This is a genomic window from Nitrospira sp., assembly GCA_029194675.1.
Taxonomy (GTDB): Bacteria; Nitrospirota; Nitrospiria; order Nitrospirales; family Nitrospiraceae; genus Nitrospira_D.
The window spans coordinates 1,656,162-1,673,392 of sequence record JARFXP010000001.1 but is presented as its reverse complement, the minus strand read 5'-3'; the positions used below and the strand labels follow the sequence as shown (position 1 = coordinate 1,673,392).

Below are 17,231 nucleotides of genomic sequence, written 5' to 3'. Positions count from 1 at the left end.
ATCGCGGACTCTACTCACGACGGATCGAGGCCTATGATGCTAAGGGGATGGAGAGCCTTCCTACGAGACGGGAGGGTGAGTGCTTCAGTTAGCGGTCGGTCGCTTTATCGCATGTTGTTTCATCCGGCTGCGCAAGGTACTGGGCGGGATGCCGAGACGTGCTGCTGCTCCGTCAGGACCTTCGATGCGCCAATCGGTCAAAGCCAGGGTTTGGAGAATGTGTCGACGTTCGACATCTTTGAGGTCGGACGGCGGCAAGCTGGTGAACGAGCGATCATGCAATCCCAGGAGATGGTCATCGATCCGCAAAATCGACTCGCGTGAAAGAATCAAGGCTCGTTCAATCACATTGGCCAATTCACGGACATTGCCCGGCCACGAGTAGCGCACCAATCGTTCTAAAGAATCAGGATCGATATCCGTACAGGAATGGCGGAGTTTTGCTGCGTAGAGTTCAAGAAAGTGCCGGGCTAACAATGGAATATCTTCAGGACGCTCGCTCAGTGTGGGTAGTCGGATCGGGAACACGTTCAGGCGATACAGTAGATCCGCTCGAAACGTACCGAGCTTGACCGCGGCGGAAAGATCGCGGTTCGTGGCGGCGATGAGACGAACATCCACTCGAATCGGCTGTTTCCCACCCAAACGATCGACCATCCCGTCCTGTAAGACTCGCAGCAATTTCGCCTGTGTCTCCAAGGGCATTTCACCGACTTCATCCAAGAACAATGTTCCTTCATGGGCCAGTTCGAATCGTCCTTCACGGGCGCGGTCCGCTCCGGTAAATGCGCCTCGTTCGTGGCCGAATAATTCACTTTCAACCAGTCCAGCCGGAAAGGCGGCGCAATTCACGCGCACCATGGGTTTCCGATGGCGCTGACTCAAATCATGAATGGTTTGAGCGATCAATTCCTTGCCGGTCCCTGTCTCACCCGTCAGGAGAACGGTCGTCGGCGTCGAGGCAACTTGTCGCGCGAGGGTTAATACATGCTGAAAGACGGTACTTTCCCCTACCAATCTGTCGATATTTTTTGTGAGTCGCAGCTCCTCGTTCAAGTACACGTTTTCTTTAGCCAATTGGTTCCGTAACTGGTCGATTTGTTCGTAGGCTTGGACGTGATCGATCGCATAGGCGATTTGCATCGCCACTTGTGTGAGGAATTCGATATCTCCAGGATCGGGATCGCCCGATTCCCGAGTGCCGATATTGAGAATACCGAGGCATTGATCTTTCACGAGCAGTGGAAGATTAATCATCCGTCCGAGGCCTTCTTGGGCGTATAGCTTGTCTTCAGGAAAGATTTGCTCTTTCTTGAGATCGGGGCGAATGTGCAGGATTTTGTGTTCGTATACCCATCCCATCCCGCTTCCGTGGCGTGGGACGATGGCATCGCGGTTAAGCGCGACCAGCGGGACAGTGGTCGCGAGGACATAAAACCGGAATGCATCGGTCTGAGGATCGTATTGGGTGATCGAGGCGCGGGCCCATGGGATGGCCTTGGTGATCTCCACTGTAATCGCTTCCCACAAGCTGCGCATGTCGCGCTGCGAGTTCAGCACGAGGGCGACGGACAAGAGTGCGCGATAGTTTCGTTCGATCTGATCCAATGATTCCGGCTCCTGGCGCCCTGATTCAATCACAGAAGAAACGGTAATGTCCAGGTACCTGCGTGTGGGATTTTGAACGAGATATACGCGGAAGCTGAGGTGCGGGCAAGGCTTTGCCCGGCACCTCAGCAGATGATGTCCATGTCCCTACAGCACACTCAAAAACGCGGCGAGGTCGGCTATTTCTTGATGAGTCAAACCCATGTCAAAGCGGATGTTGTAGAACTCCACTGCCTCCTTCAAGGTTGCGGCCGAGCCGTTGTGAAAATAGGGCGCCCGGGCGGCCAGACCTCGGAGAATCGGGCCTTTGAACTTCCCAATGTCGGCCCATTTTCCTGTAATTAGCGCTCGGCCTGGATCTGTTGTGGACAGTTCCGCTCCATCTGCCTTGTTACGCAGAGTGATGACAGGGAGGTAACCTACCCCCAAGGGGTTCGTTACATCGGCAATTCCAATATTCAGCGGAGCGCCCATGGAGTGGTCACCCACATTGAACGAATTATGACAGGTGCCGCAGGTGCCATTGATAATCTGGAGACCAGTCGCATCGTTGAGACCGCCCACCGCCACAATGTTGATGGGGTGTGAATTGAAGAGGGTTTGTCCTCGGAGGATGCTTGCCCGACGATCCTGATGATGCCTCTGCTCCTCATGAGCGGAAACATGAGCCCAGTGATTGGTGAAGAGGGTGAAGACCACCGGTGTGAAAGGTGTCTTGAAGGGATTGAGCCCCAGTGGGTCGTTGATGCCGATAAAAAACGGTTGCTCGGAGAGGATGATGGGACCGCCGCTCGCGCCGTGAACATCGAGGGCCCCAGCACCGAAATCGATCGCCTGAGCCGTGGAGATCGCCATTTCAAAATCGACGATCCCTTTTTGCTGTTCTTGGGTCGGCGCCGTTGTGGCTTGTGCATGGCCGAGGGCGGCAGCCATTGCCTGGTGGGCTAGGTCGGAGAGCAGATCGGCGGGATTCGTGGCGAACGTGATCGGTTTCGTGCCGGTCTGTGGTGAAGATTCGCGCCCATCCCACATCACGGTGCTGAGAAACCGGAGGTTGGTGGAGGGCAGAGGACGTCGGTACATGGAGAGTGTGCTCGTCTCGCTGCAGCCGTAGGGGTTCCTGACGCTCACGACATCAAACTCGGCCTCTGCCGGGACTGCAAGTGCAATACGGATCAATCCGCGGGTGCGCAGGAGGCTGTAGGCTTGGCGACGCGCTTCCACCGTGGCGGTATCAATGTTGTGATCACAATTGGAGCCGTCATTGGTCCGAAAGATCGGATCGAGGCCGTGCGACCGCTCAAACCGATCCTCGACGTGCGCCGCCGAGATGGACCAGGCATCGCCGGGCTGATGACAGCTGGCGCAGCTGCGACCGTTGGTTCCCAGACTCTGAAAGAAAGGGCCGGTCAGATCGAGCTTCCCGGACAAATTGAAGGTTTTCAGAATGCCTGTGGCATTGGGAAAGGGGAAGAGGTTTGGAAAAACGGTGGGTGCGTCGGATTCCGCAGCCACGACCGATGTAAGGCTCAGCAGAAGCGCAGCTGCCAACCAGAGACTGGATTTCACCATAGTCTCTCCAGTCTCGCATTGTAAGCGGTTGAGGCAATCGGCATGCGCTCATGCGGCTGTGCGACGGGTTTGCACCCAATGGACCTGTCTAGAATCCAAGATGACATCGGCTTGGCCAGTCCGACTTAAAAAGTCGATGGCTAAGAACACTTGATTCCAGGTCAAGTCGGAACACAGTTGCGTGACGTCGTCCAGCGAACAGGCTGTGCCGCATTCCTCCAGCACGGACCGGACACGATCAACGATATCTGTCTCACCCATGAGCCATCTCGCTTCCTCGTCTCAGGTCGGCACAAGCACATTAAGTGCCAAACATGAGTTTTTCCCTTGTCGGGGTATACCAAACGCCCCTGATTCATAAAATACAAGCATAACGAGTGGTTATGATATGATATGGATACCTAATGAAGTCTGAGGTAATTTCGTCTTGATTTTGAACTGAGCGGAATTTCCAGCGGCGCAGCGTGCGCAATCGCTCTTTAAGAAACCGAGGTATAAACAGAAGGTGTGGGAACATGAAAAAGCCTGTGGCAACATTTCGCGCGACCACACCCACTCGGCTAAGGCCGGGTCAGGAAGGGAGGCACTGCCGATACCGCCCACATCGCCCCTCCTTCAGCTTGACTGAATTGGATGTCTGATGGCTAACTGTTTCAGCCCTATCAGTCGGCACCATGCGTGATAGAATTTTGTAACTCCCCGGCCTTGATCTTGCAGCGTCTAAGAAGAACAACGTCACAAGGTCTTCATGCAGCCCCTCATACGAATGAGAGAGATCTCCGCTACCAGGCACGAGCTGGTCGAGACGAAAGGTCCGAGAGCGGATCGCGAACGATCCTTTCTGGCGGGCGAACGACGACTCCCGCGACATTCTCAGCAGAGGACACAGGCCAAGCGATGGCCTGGCTCCTACCGAACGCGCTCCTCGCGTCGTACGCCCCAAACCCTGTCCACGTTCGCTGAGGACTCATGGTGAACGGAAAACCGCGCGTAGTGATTCTGGGTGGGGGGTTCGGCGGGATGTATGCCGCGCTGGAGTTCGAACGAGCCCTGACACGCGGAGCCGACTTGGACGTCACCCTCGTCAACCAGGACAACTTTTTCCTCTTCACCCCGATGCTGCACGAAGTCGCGGCGAGCGACCTGGATATCACCAATATCGTCAGCCCGATCCGGAAGCTGCTGCGGCGCGTGACGTTCTTTCACGGCGAGATCGAAGCCATTGATCTCGTGCACAAGCGCGTCGGCCTCTCGCATGGGCACGAGGCCCATTGCCACTCGCTGCCCTACGACCACCTGGTGCTGGCCCTCGGGTCCACCACGAACTTCTTCCACATCCCCGGCTTGGCCGACCGGGCGCTGACCATGAAATCGTTGGATGATGCGATTGTGCTGCGCAACCACCTCATCGCGAATCTGGAAGAGGCGGACTATGAGTGCGGAGCGTCGCTCCGGGCGCCCTTACTGAATTTCGTCGTGGCCGGCGGCGGGTTCGCCGGGGTCGAGACCATCGCGGCCATGAATGACTTTCTGCGGGAGGCAGTGCAGTTCTTCCCGCATCTGCGGGCGGACATGCTGCGGATCATCCTGGTCAGTGCGGGGAAATTCATCTTGCCGGAACTGGGGGAGGAGCTCGGCACCTACGCCCAGCGCAAACTCATCGAGCAAAAGGTGGAAATCCATTCAAGTTGTAAAGTCACCGCCGTGACGGACCTCGATGTCACCCTCAGCGATGGGACGACAGTGTCGACCAATACGCTGGTCTGGACCGCCGGCATCAGCCCGCATGCCCTCTTGGAGACCCTGCCCTGCCCGAAAACGAAGGGCCGGGTCCTCGTCAACGAGTACCTGGAAGTGCCGGGGTGGCCGGGCCTCTGGGCCTTCGGCGACTGCGCGCTCGTGCCGGATCGTAAAACCGGAGCCTTCCATCCTCCGACCGCGCAACATGCGCTGCGTGAAGGGAGAGTGGCGGCGCGGAATATCCTGGCGACCCTGCGAGGGGAGCGCATGAAGCCCTTCGTCTACTCGACGCTCGGGCTGCTGGCTCCCATTGGGAAACGGACCGGCGTCGCGAACATTCTCGGGGTGAATTTCTCCGGCTTCATCGCCTGGTGGTTGTGGCGGACGATCTACTTGCTGAAACTGCCTCGCTTTGAAAAGAAACTGCTCGTGGCCTTGGACTGGACGCTGGATGTGCTCTTCTCGAAGGACCTGGTCCACTTTCGAACGAAGCGCTCCCGGATCCCGCATGCGGCAGCCAACCGGCAGAACCCTGCCTGAATCTGTCACGCCTCGCATCAGCAACCGCCATCCAGACAGATCTGCCTGATCGGTTCCTTTTCTCCTTCATTCCATGTATTACAGCCTGCGCCATCTCCTCAAGTCGCTGAGCGGTGCGACGAAGCTGTCGGTCGGATAGGCTTCATCGACCCTCACTCGCCAGCTGCGATACCCTTCTGCTGTTCGACGGCCTCTTCGATCACGTTTACGGACACGGTGTGATGGGTGTATTGATTTTCTCCTCGGTAAGGTTTAGCAAGTGGATGGCTATGCATCAGTTATTGAACGAGTGTGGATGAAAGTGCGGAAGGCAATGTTGGATCGCCACTCTTCAGTGTTGAATTGAAACGCATGAGGTTTGACTAATGACGAGTCGGTTTCTCAGCCCGCTCCGATCACGTGGAACATGACTTGCGACTTATTGCGGTATGCCAAGGTTAAGTAAACAAGCCCTGCAGCTGTATCTACGGAGTCGTTTTGGTCCTCGTGTCGAGCTACGTTCCTATGAAGTCATCGGCAAAGAGAGTTCCAAGGGAGAGCAGAAGCGCTATGGGTACGGCACGCCTGTCAAATTGACGTTTCAGATCGGGCGTCGACTTCAGTCCGCTGTGCTGGCGACCATGAAGCCAGGCCCGTTTGGTCATGAACATATGGCGGATCGGGCCCAAGCGATGTTGTGGGACTATGATTCGTACGGGCGTCTTCCCCGCCATGTGAAGGCGCTTGATGTAGGTGCATTCGATACCAAGCAGACGCTCTTTTCTCTCGCGGAAGCTCGCGAATTCTTCGTGTTGAATGAATGGACCGACGGCGCGAGCTATCATGGGGATCTTGAGCGGCTGATGAAAGGCGGTACGCTGCGTAAGTTGGATCGACAACGCACCGTCGCATTGGCGCGCTACTTGGCCCAGATCCATGCGAAGAAACGGCGTGATGCAGATCTGTACAAGCGGCGGCTGCGTGAATTAATCGGCCATGGCGAATGCATCATGGGATTGACCGACAGCTATCCAGCGCGCTGTGGTTTTATCACCGGCGATTTGTTGCGAACGGTGGAGGAAGCGTGCAATCGATGGCGATGGCGGCTCCGAGACAGAGCCAATCGACTTTCCCAGGTACACGGGGATTTCCATCCGTACAATGTGCTGTTTCGTACTGGGACGGATTTTGCGGTATTGGATCGCTCACGAGGAGAATGGGGCGAGCCGGCCGATGATATCACTGCGATGACGATCAACTATCTGCTCAACTCGCTCATTCGATGGGGCAAGCTCCGGGGGCCGTTCGAAGTCTTGTTCCGGCTGTTCTGGGATACATATGTGGAGGCCAGCGGCGACAAAGAGGTGACCGAAACGGCAGCGCCGTTCTTTGCTTTTCGCGGCCTGGTCGTGGCCAGCCCACTGTGGTACCCCAATTTGTCGACCGGCATCCGACGGAGCCTGTTTCATTTTATCGAGAATGTCCTCGATGTGCCGCGCTTTGAGCCGGAACGAGTGAATGAGTATTGTCAGTGATGAGTGACCACAGCTCCATTGCCATCTGGCTCACCGGCCTGCCCGCTTCGGGGAAGAGCACCATCGTTGCCGCTTTGAAACCGCAACTCGAAGGAATAGGCTGTGTGGTCGAGGTACTGGAGTCCGATGCGGTCCGGCAAGTCCTCACGCCAACCCCGACCTATTCACAGGCGGAGCGGGAGCTTTTTTACCGCGCTCTGGCGTTCATGGGGGCAAGGTTAGTGGCTCATGGCGTGACGGTCATCTTCGATGCGACGGCCAATAAGCGAACCCATCGAGACTTTGCACGAAGCCTCATTCCCAAGTTCATCGAAGTGGCAGTGGACTGTCCATTGGACGTGGCCATGCAGCGCGACTACAAAGGGACGTACCGACGAGGCCAGCGTGGTGAATCATCGACCGTCCCAGGATTACAAGATCCCTACGAAGCGCCGCTTAATCCGGAGGTCAGGATCGATACGACGAAGGTGAAGGTCAATGAAGCAGCGGAGATGATTATGAAGCTGGTCAACGAGCGATTTGCTTAACTACTCCTTGGGGCAGGTCCGGTTCGCCCCAAATCTTATCTTTCCCGAGCCAACCCTGCGTTGACACACCCAGTTGCTCACAGTAGCCTGTACGCACCAGCTAGCCGAAAGATCCTGCATAGAGTAGGTGTGGCCCCGAAGGCCCTGCTCACGGTGGACAAAGAAGGCAGTTCTATCGTGCTCGACAGTGAAACCACGCTCTCCGGCTTTCCGCGAGAGGCCTGGACCTATACCCTCGGCAATCGTTCTGCGCTCGAACGGATTCTTGATCAGTACAAAGAAAAGAAACCCAAAGAACCGACCATCCGCGAGAAGTTCGACACCTACCGCTTCGCGGACTACAAGGAGAAGGTCATCGATTTGATCTTGAGTTGTTCAATCAAGTGGCTGTGGATCCGGAGGTGAAAACGCTGGTGTGGCCGAACGGCGCTGACTTCGATCCTGCAACGTTGCACGATTGGCCGAAGTACAAAGACGCCTTCGCCGCACGCGCCAGAGAATGGGAACGGGGCTCTGCCTGACGGATCTCCCCATCCCTGGCCAAAAGCACGTTGGCTCCTCTCGTCGTCACCTGACTTGCTGCAAATATGTCTGAAACCATCTCCCTGCGTGTTCCGCCACTTGCTCCAGGGTTCCCGTCTCTTCGAAGAGGTGCGTTGCGCCAGGAACGAGGATCAATTTCTTTTCACAGATCAGCAAATCGTACGCCGTCTGGTTCATCGCAATGACCGGTTCATCATGGCCTCCCACGATCAACAATGTCGGGGCAATGACCGACGGTAGATAGGGTTCAGCCAGGTCCGGTCGCCCTCCTCGCGATACGACGGCCTTGATGTTCGACGGCTCTCGCGCCGCAGCTTGCAATGCTGCTCCCGCGCCGGTGCTGGCACCGAAATACCCGATCCCCAAATTCCTGGTCCGTGGCTCCTCTTCCAGCCAGGCTTTCGCCAACAGCAGTCGATCCGCCAGCAGGTCGATATCGAACACTTTGCGCCGATCCTCCGCTTCCTCTTCGGTTAAGAGATCCAGAAGCAATGTGGCCAGTCCGTCTTGCTGTAAATGGCACGCGACGAAATTATTGCGAGGGCTCAACCGCCCACTGCCGCTTCCGTGCGCAAAGACAATCACGCCGCGCGGACCGGCAGGAAGCCCTACTATTCCCTCCAGAGCAAGTTTCCCTTTTGTGATCTTTACATTGTGTTCAGGCGGGGCGGTCATGGCTTAGTCCGTTTCTTTACAGCACCGCAGGGAGCCGGACGGCTGAGATCAGGCGGCAATGTGGTCTTGTCATCGACGCAGGCGGCATTGAGCTGTGTCTGCGTGAGGCCGATGACCGACGAGAGCATGGCGCCCTTGAAGTTCGTGCGATGCAAGTTCGCTGACTCCAGCCGAGCACCGCTCAAATCGGCTCCGGCTAGGGAGGCATGCTGAAGATTGGTCTCTTGAAGATTGGTCTCTTGAAGATTGGCATGGGTCATGTCGGCATGGCCGAAGTTCGACCCGCGAAGGTCCGCACCGACGAAATTCGACGATTCCAGATTGGCCCTGTTGAATCGTGCATGAGTGAAAGAAGATTTCGGAGCGTACATTTCGCTCAGATCAGCGTTCATGAAGGTGGCGTGCAATCCCTTGGCCCCGATGAGGACCGCGCGGTTGAGATTAGCGTCCAGGAAATCGGCTTCATCGAGGACGGCATGATAAAGAATAGCCATCCGGAGATTCGCCGAGTGCAAATCCACAGTGCCTAGAGCGGCCTCTTCCAGGTTGGCTCCTTCCAGGTCGGCGTCATGCAGATCTGCGCTGGTTAAGTCGGCATACCGGAGATCAGCGCCGCGAAGAATCGCTTTCTTAAGACTTGCATTGCGCAAATTCGTTTCGTCCAGATAGGCGCTTTCCAAGTCGGCTTCAATCAGACGGGCGGCCTCCAGGTGCGCGCGGTCCAGTAGTGTGCCCTGAAGGTTGGCACGAGAGAAATTCGCGTTGGTCAGGATGGTGCGACGCAGGTCGGCGCTTGTTAGGTCAGCATTTATCAGGACCGCACCTTTCAGGGTAGCCCCGTAAAAATGCGCCTCGACGAAGTTGCTGTCGGTCAAATCGGCAGAGGTGAGATCGGCGCCTTGCAACTGTGCCCGCTCAAAGGAGGCGCCATTCAACTTGGCGTCGATCAGGACGGCGCCGAAGAGAGCGGCTTCATCACCGACCGCGCGGGAAAGATTCGCGCCGGTGAGCCGGGCATGGCGCAGATCTGCTCCGGAGAGATTAGAGTCTATGAGGACGGATTTGGTAAGGTCAGCTCCAACGAGGCTGGCTTGAACCAGATTGACCTGGGTCAACTTCGCCTGACGTAGGACTGTGCCTTCCAGATCGGCCCGTTCGAGATTCGCTCCCGCGAGTGCTGCCCGACTCAGATCTGCTTGACAGAGCTCAGCGCGCTTGGCATCCGGGTTGCCTCGATACTCCACCCATCGTTCATGCGACCGCACGAGAGCCTCCAGTGTTTTGGCCGGGACAGGCTTTTTCTTATAAGGGCTCTTGCACATAGAAAACTCGGGCGACGTCGCTTGGGAAGCTGATGTGCCGGCCGCCCCGGCCCATGTAGCGTCGAGTCCGATGAGGATGATGATTCCGACAAAGGTGGTCGGTATGGAGAAGAGCTTCATCTTATGTCCCCTAGGAATTAGAGTCCTCGGTCGACTGTCTGGGCTAGGCTTTGTAAAGCCGGAGAAATCCGAACGTCATAGGCCGGCACCGTCTCAAGCGCTCGCAGTGGTTCGGGAAGTTGTTCCAACCGCGCAGCCGCATGGCGCCGCAGCTCGGCCAAGCCGGGCGGGTGAGCAAGGCGGCGGCCATTCTTCATGACAAGTTGGAGCAGCGGTTCCCCAGGCAATTGATCGTCGTGCGTCGTGACGATATCGTGGTCCAAACGCCCGTCGTCCGCAAGGTACCGATAGACTTGTTTGCGGCCGGGCCAAGTGGCCTTGCCTTCCGATCGCTTGCGGCAGGGCCTGCCGGCATACTCTTGGAGTTTATAGGCGCTGTCCAACGAAGGTGCGTCGGATGATGTCGTTATGGCGGTGCCGACTGCGAAACTGGCGATCGGGGTGCCGCTCTCGACCAGGGCTTTCACACGATATTCGTCAAGGTTGCCGCTGGCAAGAATCTGTGCGCGAGGCAAACCTCCTTCATCGAGAATGTGTCGAACCTTTCGAGCATGGTCAGCGAGATCTCCGCTGTCTAACCGTACTCCCTTGACAGTGATGCCGTTGGCTTTCAGTTTCCCGGCCAACGAGACGACTTTGGCGGCGGCCGCTTCCGTGTCGTAGGTGTCGATCAAGAGGACGACGTTCTCCGGTTGGGCCTCGGCGAAATGTTCAAAGGCAACGATTTCATCTTCGTGGGCTTGCACGAAGGCGTGGGCCATCGTGCCGTACAGAGGAATTCCATAAGCCATGCCGGCCAGCACAGTTGCGGTTCCTGCGAAGCCGGCCAGATAGCTCGCTCGCGCAGCAAGGAGACCGGCTTCGGCACCGTGCGCACGGCGAAGCCCAAAATCGATGAGCGGCTTTCGCGCCGCCACCAGCACCGAACGCGCTGCTTTGGAGGCCACCATGGTCTGAAAGTTCAAGAGGTTCATCACGCGGCTTTCCACGAGCTGGGCTTGAGGAAGCGATGCCACGATTCGGAGGATCGGTTCGTGAGGAAAGAAAATCGTTCCTTCGGGCATTGCCTCCACATCCCCGGTGAACCGCAGCGTTTCCAAATAGTAAAGGAGCTGCGAACTGAACTGCCCCGATTGATCCAGCCAGGCCATTTCTTCCCGAGAAAAGCGCAACTCAAAGAGATAGTCCAGCACCTGTTCGAGGCCGGCTGCGACTAAGAAGTTCCGAGAGGCGGGCAGCTTGCGGACAAAAAATTCGAACACGGCCGGTTCATCCATCCCTTGTTCCAGGTAGGTCTGGGCCATCGTGAGCTCATACAGATCCGTCAGCAGGGAGCTGGCCGAAGGATTCATGTTCCCAGCATCTCCCATCGAACAGGGGCGGCTCCCAGGCGGCTCATTTCCTCTTCGGCACGGCGACCATCGTCGGGCTGAAGATTGACCGCCTTGATGCCGTCTACCAACAAACAGACGTCATAGCCTCGCATCCTAGCGTCCTTGACCGAATACAGTACACAATATTCGGTCGCCAATCCTCCGATGAAGAGACGATGCACAGTCAAGCCCTGTAGATGACGATCCAGAGCGGTGTGGTGGAAAGCTGAATAGGCTTCTTGTTCTCGGTCGACGGCCTTGTAAATGATGACGGCGGATGAGGGAGTCGAAAACGACGACGGAGGCAGAGACCCGGGTGACCCGGCGACACAATGCACAGGCCACGGACCTCCTTGGGGCTTGAACGAGCAATGGTTGGGCGGGTGCCAATCACGCGTCAGAAAAATCGGCAGGCTGTGGGCCTGAAAGAGGCGAACATAGTTCAATAGAATCGGAATGATGGTATCGCCCTCGCTGATCCCCAGCCTCCCTCCCGGTAGAAAATCATTCTGGATATCGGCGAGGAGCAACGCATCATAGGGTGTGAGCGCAATCATGGGGGTCATCACGAAGTCGGGCAATCCGACGTTCTATAGACTGAAGGCATGGCTCCGTCATCGTGTCTGTTGCGACAATAAGCGAATATACGTCACGACGTCTTGCATTTCTCCGTCGGTGAGCTGGCCGCGCCATGAATGCATCGGACTGAAGACGACGCCGTGCTCGATGGTCCGCAGTAACTCCTCATCGGATTTCAGGAACGATTGGAACCGCTGAAAATTGGTCGGGGAGACGTTCAACGAAGCGGCGGCAGGTCCATCGCCTCGCCCGCTTGGTCCATGGCAGCTTTGACAATGCCGCTCGTACACGTCTTTCCCGCGTGCACGGTCAGGAGGATAGTCCTGGGCGTAGAGTGAAAATCTCCACGGCCCGCTTGCAATCAAAATCCCGAAGAGCCCGGCTGCAAGGAGCCGAAATGGTATGGACTGCCACGTGGCTGCAAGCATGGTGCTAACTCTTCTTTGTGGTGTGAGCGATAAACGGGCTGAAGAGTTGCTGCAGTCTTTTGCTGCCGCACGCGGGGCATATCACCATCCCAGCTTCATGCTCCTTCAAGGTCACCACAATCAACGATTCTTTTCCGCAATCAAGACACTTATAGTCGTACATCGGCATGGTACACCCCTTTCGATAATCAGCCAAAAATCATGAGGGGATAGGTTCCCTGGTGCAACAGAGCGTGTGAAACACTGCCGAGTACCATGCGGGTGAGGCCGTGGCGCCCCCGGGATCCCATGAGAATAAGGTCTGGATTCAGGACCTTGGCTTCCTGAAGAATTCCATCAACCGGAGTGCCCAACATGGTCGCGATGCGGGTTTGGTAGCCATATGATGGTTTGAGCTTGGCGGCTATTTCCTCGAGGAAGTCCTTCGCCTTGCCGAGGGCGTGGGTTTCCATCTGCTCGACTGACACCGCGTCCACCGGCCAGGGAGGTCTGGTGTGGGGGATGACGGTGAACAGAGTAATCGTGGGGGGATCACGAAAGGGTTTCTGTTGAAGGAAGGCAAGGGCCTGGTCTGCATCATAGGTTCCTTGTAAGGGAAGCAATATGTCATGAAGCGTTTTCAAGGGACCGGGAAGAATCAGTTTCACACCAGGCCCGAAGGTCAGCACTCGATGGGAGACGCTTCCGATGAGCCGTTCCTTGATCGGTCCAAGCCCTCGGGTACCCAAGAGAATCAGCCCGACCTTGAGTTGTTCTGCCAAGGCCACGATCTGATCCGCTGGAGATCCGACGACCAAATGCTTTGTGACCGGTCCGACATCCAATGGGAGCAACGACACAATGCGATCCAATAAGCGAGTCCCATCGTCGCGCATGGTTCGCTCAACCGTCTCGTACAGTTCCTGCGCCACTTCCGGCATCATCATGGGATAAGCCGGGCTATGGATATCGAGCACATGCACGATGTGCAGTTCCTCGGCGCGAGACAGGTACTTAAGGGACCGGACCGCCTCATATGAATGATCAGAACCGTCGACAGTGAGCAAAATTTTCATGGCGTCACCCTCAAACTGTGGGTCTATGAGTCATTCAGGCAATGAAGCTGTCGACCATCCACCATGGCAGGCGCCAGTCATACGATTTCACCTTTCCTAGAGAGAATGCCCAGCAAGTCCAATGCCGCCCCGGGGTGAGAGGTGAAACGTGAGATGTGAAAGGAATTGGAAGCAGTTGCGAGGCGAACCGTTTTACGCCTTACAGTTCACGTTTTACCTCTCACCTGGTATGGTGCCTTCTGCTACAGGGAGTGAGTGACTGCTGTAGCAGAGAGCCCCTGCATACGGAGACGACTCCATGGTCAGTGGCCGAATACGAAAGGAACAACTGCAAATCCGTGATTCCTTCAAACGCGTATCTATCGCAGAAAGCTCATCGTGCGTGGCATTGCCCTTGCTCAAATTCTGGTCAGGAGGATCGCTCATGGAACGGGATGCTGATCTCTTCAAGGCCATCCTGGTTCCAGTGGATTTCTCTCCCTGCTCGGATGAGGCATTCCGGGTTGCCTGTCAGGTCGCCCGGCTGAGTGGAGCGACGCTGCTCGTTCTGCACGTGATCGACACCAGCGCCCTTGCCGCGTTCAATCGGTTGGGTTTGCTGGCCGTTCCCTCCGATGCCGCGCCACAGCGGCGCCGCTTGCGCCATCATGCCCGTCTAAAAGTAAGGCAATTGTTGGAGTCGAAAGCAGCCGCCGATGTGAAGATCACACGCCAGATCGTGGAGGGGGCGCCGTTCGTTGAGATCGCCAAAGTTGCGCGCACGGGGAATATTGATCTCGTGGTGATGGGGAGCTACGGCGGCCGGTCCGGCAGTGTGGACAAGATTTTCTTCGGCAGTACGGCGGAGAAAGTCGTTCGCACGGCGGGCTGCCCCGTACTGACCGTACCGCTTGCCACATCCGCCCCACAACACACATCGACCGGCTAACGAACAGAACGCACAGATGGAGGAGACCATGACGATTGGAGGAACTCGGGTGCAGTGGCGGCGGAGTGCGGAGGCAGTGTGAGTGTGCCTGCAGGAGGACCGAGAATTCTCCTTGCGACCGACGGATCGCATGGATCGGCGGCAGCGGAAGCCTATGCTTGTGGGCTGGCTCAGACATGGGGAGCCTCTTTGACTGTGATGAGCGTCCTGGAATTTCCTCCTGGGATGGACCCGGACTACACCGTGAATCGACTGTACCTGGATGAATTGATGAAAGACGCCACGACGAAATTAACGGATCTCAAGGCGCGGGTGGTCGCGCTCGGGATTCCTGTACAATCGTATGTTGCAACAGGAATCCCGAGTGCGGAAGTGTCGGCCATCGCGCAAACCCAAGAGGCCGAATTGATTGTGGTCGGAACGAGAGGGAAGACCGGTCTCGAACACATCCTGCTGGGAAGTACGGCCGAGCGAATCGTTCGGATGGCGCCCTGTCCCGTTTTGACTGTTTCCATGGTAAAACAACGGGCGGATGGAAGTTCGAACACCGAAATGCCGAACAGCCCACCGAAGCGAATGCTCGTGCCGGTCGATTTTTCAGATTGTTCACTCGACGCACTGGAGTATGGGGCATTGGCTGCCCAACGATCACAGGCTTCCCTCACACTGGTTCATGTACTGGAGCCGGTGTCGTACGGATTAGATTTCACGCTCCCTCGGGTGACGAAGCGGGAACAGGTTCGGACAGAACTGACCAAGCGGCTGTCCAAGCTTGCATCGGCACTCACCTCGGTCGGCGTCCGGTCGGATTTCGTCATTTCCGGCGGGCTGGCGGCCGATTCTATCCTCGATGCGGCTCGATCTCAGTTGGTTGATTTGATTATCATGGGGACTCATGGTCGCCGCGGCTTGTCGCATACATTATTCGGCAGTGTCGCGGAATCCGTCCTGCGCAGATCATCATGCCCTGTTCTGACGGTCCGCAGTCTGAAGTTCCGCCCAGGCCATCGTCGTGTGCTTTCAAGTCAATTTGTTCCAGCAAGTCATTAGCTGAGGAGCAGATCATGCGAGGGACCGCGAAGAAAACCAGCAAAGGGAAAGCCGGGTCCTCCTCTGAACCGAGCAAAGGCGAGACATCCATCGAATTGCCGGGTGGAATGTCGGAACGGATCTCGCGGAAAGCGTACGACCTCTGGGAACAGCGTGGGCGTCAAGAAAGCAGCGCGCTTCGAGATTGGCTCGATGCGGAGGAGATCGTCATGGAAGAAATCCATGAAGCACGTGGGTGAACAAGCGATAGGATTCTGGACTCCGCGGCCTCTGTCTTTGGATGGAGTGCTCTCGCGCCTGGAAAACCTTTCGCGCCGGCCGGAATTCTGGCTGCAACGTGAACTGGCACAGGCACGAGCGCTCAAGCCGTACTTGGAAGAAAACGCAGGACGGCTTGTTGCACCGCTTGAGCAGGAAATAGAACTGGCAAGTCTCTACCTGTTCTGCGACTACTACCCTGAAGATGGACAGCTGACGCTCATCGAACAGCTGCGGGACGTGATCACCGAGCACATTCCCGAAGAGGAGCGGCAGTGGCTCGATCCCCTGAAGCATTCTTATCTCGATGTCCTGAAACCGATCTCGCCGCCAAAACCTGGCCAAGATCTCGTGCTGCAATCACTTGCCGATGGGACGAGGCTGATCCTACCCGGCGGCGAATTCGTCAAGGATCTTGCGGCGGACCGTCCGTTGCTTACCAGAGTCATCCTTGATCCAAACACCCAGGAGTCAGACAGGGCCGTATGGGCCGGTTGTGGAGTTGCCGTTTCACGAGCCGAAGCGGAGGCCTTGCTCGACATCACGTCGGAATGGCGTCGAGAGATGGAGATGACCACCGGATCCTTTGCGCTGGGAGAATGGAAGGAGTTTGCCAAGCGATTCGGCTACATGATTCTCTGGGCATTCGCGCAACGACGCATGGCCGCCTTGGTGGATGCCGTCGTCCATATCGGATATCGCAATCTCGACGGCCAACCTTATCTGTATGCGGTCGCTCTGTACGACCACCATGAACATCGATTCTTCACCGACATTCTGTCTGAAATGAACGAATTTCATGTAGAAAGGCCGGCTTCTGAGGCAGCTCAGAGCGCTGCGGGAGATCGGCCGTCGGCCCGACAATGGGTACAACAGGAAGAGGGAAGGCTCGTTGCCCGACTCACGCTCACCGCCTTTCAACTCATCGTGGAATGCGACAGCCCGCAGCGGCTGGACGACATCAAACATCGGCTCGCGGCCTCGTTCGGATTTTCATTGCATTTCCGAGGCGAGACGTTGGTGCCGCCTGTTCGGCAACTATCGGTGGATGAGCTCATGTCCGATGAACCTCCGACGTTGGTCGTGACAGGCGAAGAAGACCATAGGTTGCTCAATCAGTTCCTGGAGAAAGCGTACTTGGAGTGGTCGGATCAGCCGCATCTCGCGCTCAACGGCCAGACACCTCGGCATGCGGCGGCAACTGCGACGTTACGGGGCAGGGTCGGTGATCTGATCGACGACATGGAGCGTCATGACCTAGGCTGTCAGCGGTTTGGGAAACCGGCCTTCGGCTATAACCGTCTTCGCACCCATGTCGGCTTGGAAGAACTGCCGGAGTAATCCGAGCTGCATCGCTTGCCTCCCGACAAGATCCAGTATACAACCATGCCGCAACTGA

18 protein-coding genes are annotated in these 17,231 nt (G+C 56.8%); 9 read left to right on the top strand and 9 right to left on the bottom strand.

Features of this window, described 5'->3' with window-relative positions; translation table 11 throughout:
* Positions 1-84: 84 nt before the first annotated feature.
* The 3 genes from P0120_08160 to P0120_08150 all read right to left on the bottom strand — a co-directional run bounded on the left by P0120_08160 (position 85) and on the right by P0120_08150 (position 3,441).
* Positions 85-1,608 (bottom strand): sigma 54-interacting transcriptional regulator, encoded by a 1,524-nt coding sequence (locus P0120_08160; protein ID MDF0674302.1) that lies wholly within the window; start codon positions 1,606-1,608, stop codon positions 85-87.
* A gap of 147 nt (positions 1,609-1,755) precedes the next feature.
* Positions 1,756-3,180 (bottom strand): hypothetical protein, encoded by a 1,425-nt coding sequence (locus tag P0120_08155; protein MDF0674301.1) that lies wholly within the window; start codon positions 3,178-3,180, stop codon positions 1,756-1,758.
* 48 nt (positions 3,181-3,228) lie between these two features.
* Positions 3,229-3,441: a hypothetical protein gene (locus tag P0120_08150; GenBank protein ID MDF0674300.1), complete on the bottom strand. Its 213-nt coding sequence runs from the start codon at positions 3,439-3,441 to the stop codon at positions 3,229-3,231.
* Between the two features lie 708 nt (positions 3,442-4,149).
* On the opposite strand from P0120_08150, the gene P0120_08145 reads away from it, so the two are divergent.
* From P0120_08145 to P0120_08125, 5 genes are all read left to right on the top strand, one after another.
* Positions 4,150-5,460 carry an NAD(P)/FAD-dependent oxidoreductase gene (locus P0120_08145; GenBank protein MDF0674299.1) on the top strand — a complete coding sequence of 437 codons (1,311 nt, stop codon included), beginning with the start codon at positions 4,150-4,152 and terminating at the stop codon, positions 5,458-5,460.
* 428 nt (positions 5,461-5,888) lie between these two features.
* On the top strand, positions 5,889-6,974 hold the full coding sequence (locus P0120_08140; GenBank protein MDF0674298.1) for a phosphotransferase: 1,086 nt from the start codon (positions 5,889-5,891) through the stop codon (positions 6,972-6,974).
* On the top strand, positions 6,974-7,501 hold the full coding sequence (gene cysC, locus P0120_08135) for an adenylyl-sulfate kinase (GenBank protein ID MDF0674297.1): 528 nt from the start codon (positions 6,974-6,976) through the stop codon (positions 7,499-7,501). The genes P0120_08140 and cysC overlap by 1 nt, the downstream gene beginning before the upstream one ends.
* Before the next feature lie 129 nt (positions 7,502-7,630).
* Positions 7,631-7,906, top strand: coding sequence for a hypothetical protein (locus P0120_08130; GenBank protein ID MDF0674296.1), 276 nt, complete (start codon positions 7,631-7,633; stop codon positions 7,904-7,906).
* A complete protein-coding gene (locus P0120_08125; protein MDF0674295.1) occupies positions 7,903-8,022 on the top strand; it encodes a hypothetical protein in 120 nt (39 codons plus the stop codon). The genes P0120_08130 and P0120_08125 overlap by 4 nt, the downstream gene beginning before the upstream one ends.
* A 46-nt stretch (positions 8,023-8,068) precedes the next feature.
* Here P0120_08125 and P0120_08120 read toward each other — a convergent pair whose 3' ends face one another.
* From P0120_08120 to P0120_08095, 6 genes are all read right to left on the bottom strand, one after another.
* Entirely contained in the window at positions 8,069-8,719 is a 651-nt protein-coding gene (locus tag P0120_08120) for a dienelactone hydrolase family protein (protein ID MDF0674294.1), read from the bottom strand.
* The gene (locus tag P0120_08115; protein ID MDF0674293.1) at positions 8,716-10,161 is read right to left on the bottom strand and encodes a pentapeptide repeat-containing protein; all 1,446 of its coding nucleotides are present in this window, start codon (positions 10,159-10,161) and stop codon (positions 8,716-8,718) included. Before P0120_08115 ends, P0120_08120 begins: the two co-directional genes overlap by 4 nt.
* 17 nt (positions 10,162-10,178) lie before the next feature.
* On the bottom strand, positions 10,179-11,513 hold the full coding sequence (locus P0120_08110) for a nicotinate phosphoribosyltransferase (protein ID MDF0674292.1): 1,335 nt from the start codon (positions 11,511-11,513) through the stop codon (positions 10,179-10,181).
* Entirely contained in the window at positions 11,510-12,091 is a 582-nt protein-coding gene (locus P0120_08105; GenBank protein ID MDF0674291.1) for an isochorismatase family protein, read from the bottom strand. The genes P0120_08110 and P0120_08105 overlap by 4 nt, the downstream gene beginning before the upstream one ends.
* Before the next feature lie 57 nt (positions 12,092-12,148).
* Positions 12,149-12,541, bottom strand: coding sequence for a cytochrome c (locus P0120_08100; protein ID MDF0674290.1), 393 nt, complete (start codon positions 12,539-12,541; stop codon positions 12,149-12,151).
* A 188-nt stretch (positions 12,542-12,729) separates the two neighbouring features.
* Positions 12,730-13,596 carry a universal stress protein gene (locus P0120_08095; GenBank protein ID MDF0674289.1) on the bottom strand — a complete coding sequence of 289 codons (867 nt, stop codon included), beginning with the start codon at positions 13,594-13,596 and terminating at the stop codon, positions 12,730-12,732.
* Positions 13,597-14,020: 424 nt separating this feature from the next.
* Between P0120_08095 and P0120_08090 the strand changes: the two genes are divergently transcribed.
* From P0120_08090 to P0120_08075, 4 genes are all read left to right on the top strand, one after another.
* Positions 14,021-14,524: a universal stress protein gene (locus tag P0120_08090; GenBank protein ID MDF0674288.1), complete on the top strand. Its 504-nt coding sequence runs from the start codon at positions 14,021-14,023 to the stop codon at positions 14,522-14,524.
* Positions 14,525-14,602: 78 nt separating this feature from the next.
* Positions 14,603-15,574, top strand: a complete 972-nt coding sequence (locus P0120_08085) for a universal stress protein (protein ID MDF0674287.1) — start codon at positions 14,603-14,605, stop codon at positions 15,572-15,574.
* Positions 15,575-15,588: 14 nt separating this feature from the next.
* Positions 15,589-15,813 carry a DUF2934 domain-containing protein gene (locus tag P0120_08080; protein ID MDF0674286.1) on the top strand — a complete coding sequence of 75 codons (225 nt, stop codon included), beginning with the start codon at positions 15,589-15,591 and terminating at the stop codon, positions 15,811-15,813.
* Positions 15,797-17,173 (top strand): hypothetical protein, encoded by a 1,377-nt coding sequence (locus P0120_08075; GenBank protein MDF0674285.1) that lies wholly within the window; start codon positions 15,797-15,799, stop codon positions 17,171-17,173. The genes P0120_08080 and P0120_08075 overlap by 17 nt, the downstream gene beginning before the upstream one ends.
* Positions 17,174-17,231: the final 58 nt, after the last annotated feature.

What these genes read in the sequence shown, in the direction of transcription:
- P0120_08155 (MDF0674301.1), bottom strand. Translation starts at nt 3,180, where the DNA reads ATGGTGAAATCCAGTCTCTGGTTGGCAGCTGCGCTTCTGCTGAGCCTT.
- P0120_08150 (MDF0674300.1), bottom strand. Translation starts at nt 3,441, where the DNA reads ATGGGTGAGACAGATATCGTTGATCGTGTCCGGTCCGTGCTGGAGGAA.
- P0120_08145 (MDF0674299.1), top strand. Translation starts at nt 4,150, where the DNA reads ATGGTGAACGGAAAACCGCGCGTAGTGATTCTGGGTGGGGGGTTCGGC.
- P0120_08140 (MDF0674298.1), top strand. Translation starts at nt 5,889, where the DNA reads ATGCCAAGGTTAAGTAAACAAGCCCTGCAGCTGTATCTACGGAGTCGT.
- cysC (MDF0674297.1), top strand. Translation starts at nt 6,974, where the DNA reads ATGAGTGACCACAGCTCCATTGCCATCTGGCTCACCGGCCTGCCCGCT.
- P0120_08120 (MDF0674294.1), bottom strand. Translation starts at nt 8,719, where the DNA reads ATGACCGCCCCGCCTGAACACAATGTAAAGATCACAAAAGGGAAACTT.
- P0120_08115 (MDF0674293.1), bottom strand. Translation starts at nt 10,161, where the DNA reads ATGAAGCTCTTCTCCATACCGACCACCTTTGTCGGAATCATCATCCTC.
- P0120_08110 (MDF0674292.1), bottom strand. Translation starts at nt 11,513, where the DNA reads ATGAATCCTTCGGCCAGCTCCCTGCTGACGGATCTGTATGAGCTCACG.
- P0120_08105 (MDF0674291.1), bottom strand. Translation starts at nt 12,091, where the DNA reads ATGATTGCGCTCACACCCTATGATGCGTTGCTCCTCGCCGATATCCAG.
- P0120_08100 (MDF0674290.1), bottom strand. Translation starts at nt 12,541, where the DNA reads ATGCTTGCAGCCACGTGGCAGTCCATACCATTTCGGCTCCTTGCAGCC.
- P0120_08095 (MDF0674289.1), bottom strand. Translation starts at nt 13,596, where the DNA reads ATGAAAATTTTGCTCACTGTCGACGGTTCTGATCATTCATATGAGGCG.
- P0120_08090 (MDF0674288.1), top strand. Translation starts at nt 14,021, where the DNA reads ATGGAACGGGATGCTGATCTCTTCAAGGCCATCCTGGTTCCAGTGGAT.
- P0120_08080 (MDF0674286.1), top strand. Translation starts at nt 15,589, where the DNA reads ATGCGAGGGACCGCGAAGAAAACCAGCAAAGGGAAAGCCGGGTCCTCC.
- P0120_08075 (MDF0674285.1), top strand. Translation starts at nt 15,797, where the DNA reads ATGAAGCACGTGGGTGAACAAGCGATAGGATTCTGGACTCCGCGGCCT.